4 protein-coding genes are annotated in these 2,880 nt (G+C 68.9%); 2 read left to right on the top strand and 2 right to left on the bottom strand.

The annotated features are described in order from the left end of the window. A partial coding sequence (locus WAX14_RS21400) for a M17 family peptidase N-terminal domain-containing protein (RefSeq protein WP_422630053.1) occupies window positions 1-303 on the bottom strand: 303 nt, incomplete at its 3' end. A 99-nt stretch (window positions 304-402) separates the two neighbouring features. Between WAX14_RS21400 and gcvT the strand changes: the two genes are divergently transcribed. Both gcvT and WAX14_RS21410 read left to right on the top strand, forming a co-directional pair. Next, window positions 403-1,503 (top strand): glycine cleavage system aminomethyltransferase GcvT, encoded by a 1,101-nt coding sequence (gene gcvT, locus WAX14_RS21405; protein ID WP_422630054.1) that lies wholly within the window; start codon window positions 403-405, stop codon window positions 1,501-1,503. 32 nt (window positions 1,504-1,535) lie between these two features. Then, window positions 1,536-2,648 carry a branched-chain amino acid aminotransferase gene (locus WAX14_RS21410; protein WP_422630055.1) on the top strand — a complete coding sequence of 371 codons (1,113 nt, stop codon included), beginning with the start codon at window positions 1,536-1,538 and terminating at the stop codon, window positions 2,646-2,648. A 68-nt stretch (window positions 2,649-2,716) separates the two neighbouring features. On the opposite strand, the gene WAX14_RS21415 is transcribed toward WAX14_RS21410, so the two are convergent. After that, on the bottom strand, window positions 2,717-2,880 hold a 164-nt coding region (locus WAX14_RS21415), incomplete at its 5' end, for an adenosylcobinamide-GDP ribazoletransferase (RefSeq protein WP_422630056.1).

Below are 2,880 nucleotides of genomic sequence, written 5' to 3' on the forward strand. Positions count from 1 at the left end.
GCGCACCTGCTCGGCGTCGATCTGGTCCGCCGCACCGAGACCGACCGCCAGCACGCTGGTCACGGCCAACGCGGCCGGGGCGGGCACCCGGATCAGTTCCTCCGACTTACCGGTGGCGCCCACCGCGATCGCGGTGTCGAGCAGGTCGGCGAGCACGGACTCGTCGACGAGTCCGTCGCCGAGCAGCGCCTCGGGGCCGTCGCTTCCGGACGTGAGTCCGATCACGAGGACATCGGCTCGTTTCGAGACGGACCCGGTGAGAACGAGTTCCGGGAGGGTGGGAGCGATAGCACTCACGGGCATCTCCTATGCGATAGGTGTCGTTGCGTCGATGCTAGTGATCGCCCGGACCTGTGCCGTGGAGGCGGTCCCGTCCCGCCGAGTGGGATACCGTCGTGGGCCATGAGCGACCAGCAACTCCAGCAGGGCCCGATCCACGCCGTCCACGTCGAACTCGGTGCGACCTTCGCTCCGTTCGGTGGGTGGGAGATGCCGGTCTCCTATGCGGGAACGGTCGCCGAACACACCGCGGTCCGGGAGAGTGTCGGTCTGTTCGACGTGAGTCACCTCGGCAAGGCACTGGTCGCGGGTCCGGGCGCCGCGCGGTTCGTGAACTCGACGCTCACCAACGACCTGTCGAAGATCGGGCCGGGCAAGGCCCAGTACACGCTGTGTTGCACCGAATCCGGGGGAGTCACCGACGACCTCATTGCCTACTACGTGTCGGACGACGAACTGTTCCTCGTTCCGAACGCCGCGAACACCGCCGCGGTCGTCGCGGCGCTTGCCGCCGATGCGCCCGACGGCGTCACGGTGACGGATCAGCACCGGGAGCACGCCGTGTTCGCGGTGCAGGGACCGAAGGCCGTCGACGTCCTCGCCGGGCTGGGGCTGCCCACCGACATCGGGTACATGGCGTTCGTCGATGCCGAATGGAACGGTGTGCCGGTGCGCGTGTGCCGCAGCGGCTACAGCGGCGAACGCGGTTTCGAGCTGTTGCCGCGCTGGGCCGACGCCGAGACGCTGTTCCGCGCCCTCGTGACCGCGGTGCAGGCCGGCGGCGGTCAGGTCGCCGGTCTCGGCGCCCGCGACACGCTCCGAACCGAGATGGGCTACCCCCTGCACGGGCACGAACTGTCGACGACGATCTCGCCGCTGCAGGCACGCTGCGGCTGGGCCGTCGGCTGGAACAAGCCGGAGTTCTGGGGCAGGAACGCGCTGCTCGCGGAGAAGCAGACCGGACCCGCACGTCGGCTGTGGGGTCTGCGCGCCCTCGACCGCGGTGTTTTGCGGCAGGGCCAGACGGTCCTGCATGACGGGGCGCCGGTGGGGGAGACGACGTCCGGAACGTTCTCACCGACCCTCAAGGTGGGTATCGCGCTGGCACTGATCGACACCGCCGCGGGCCTTGTCGCCGGCGACCTGATCGCTGTCGATGTCCGGGGCAGGTCGTTGCGGGCCGAAGTGGTCGCGCCCCCGTTCGTCGCGGACCACACCAAGTAGGTGCGCCCCGGGGTTCGTTAGGATCGACGTTCATGACCGGTGTCCTCGAATTCGCCCACGTCCCGCATCCTTCGCCGACGACTCCCGAGCGTCGGCAGGAGGTCCTGTCGAATCCGGGCTTCGGGAATTTCTTCACCGACCACATGGTGACGATCACGTACACCGAGGGCACCGGCTGGCATACCGCGACGGTCGAGCCATACGGTCCGATCCAACTGGACCCGGCGGCGATGGTTCTGCATTACGGCCAGGCCATCTTCGAGGGGTTGAAGGCGTATCGGCAGGCCGACGGGTCGATCTCGTCGTTCCGGGTGGGTGCGAATGCGGCACGGCTCAACCGGTCCGCGGAGCGGCTCGCCATGCCGGCGCTGCCTGAGGAACTGTTCCGGCGCGCGATCGTCGAACTGCTCGAGGTCGACCACTCCTGGGTGCCCGCGGCCGGTGGTGAGGAGTCGCTGTATCTGCGCCCGTTCATGTTCGCCACCGAACCGGCTCTCGGTGTCCGCCCCTCGAAGGAATACAAGTTTCTGCTCATCGCGTCCCCGGCAGGCGCGTACTTCCCGCGTGGCGTCAAGCCGGTCAGTGTGTGGCTGTCCAGCGAATACGTGCGGGCCGCTCCGGGAGGCACCGGTGCCGCGAAGTTCGCGGGCAATTATGCCGCGTCGCTCGTTGCGCAGGCCCATGCCGCCGAGCAGGGCTGCGACCAGGTGGTGTGGCTCGACGCGATCGAACGCAAGTACGTCGAGGAGATGGGCGGCATGAACCTGTACTTCGTGTACGGGTCCGGTGCCGACGCCCGGCTGGTCACCCCCGAACTCTCCGGGTCGTTGCTGCCGGGCATCACCCGAGAGTCGCTGCTGACCCTCGCGACGGACTCCGGGCTGTCCGTCGAGGAGCGTCGGATCAGCACCGACGAGTGGCGTGAGAAGGCAGCATCCGGCGAGATCACCGAGGTGTTCGCGTGTGGTACCGCCGCGGTCATCACCCCGGTCGGCAGCGTCAAGGACGCGAGCGGCGAGTTCACCGTGGCAGGCGGGGAGCCCGGCCAGGTCACGATGGCGCTGCGCGACACCCTCACCGGCATTCAGCGGGGTACGTTCGCCGATACGCACGGTTGGATGACCACCCTGCGCGGACCGCAGTAGGACGGCGAAACCCGGTACGTCGACGACGCCCCGGTCGCGACCGTCACCGGGTGTGGTCGGGGCACGTGTCAGGTCGCGGCGCCGAGCGCAATCGCGACGGCCGCGACCGTGCCTTCGAGTGCTGCGCCGAGCACGTCGCCGTTCACCCCGTCGAAACGTGTGACGCAGTGCCGCACGAACAGCACCGACAGCGCCAGCGCGGCGAGCACCACCACCGGGCCGAGCCACGGTG

Origin of the sequence: Rhodococcus sp. (in: high G+C Gram-positive bacteria), assembly GCF_049299235.1 — a bacterium.
Taxonomy (GTDB): domain Bacteria; phylum Actinomycetota; class Actinomycetes; order Mycobacteriales; family Mycobacteriaceae; genus Rhodococcus.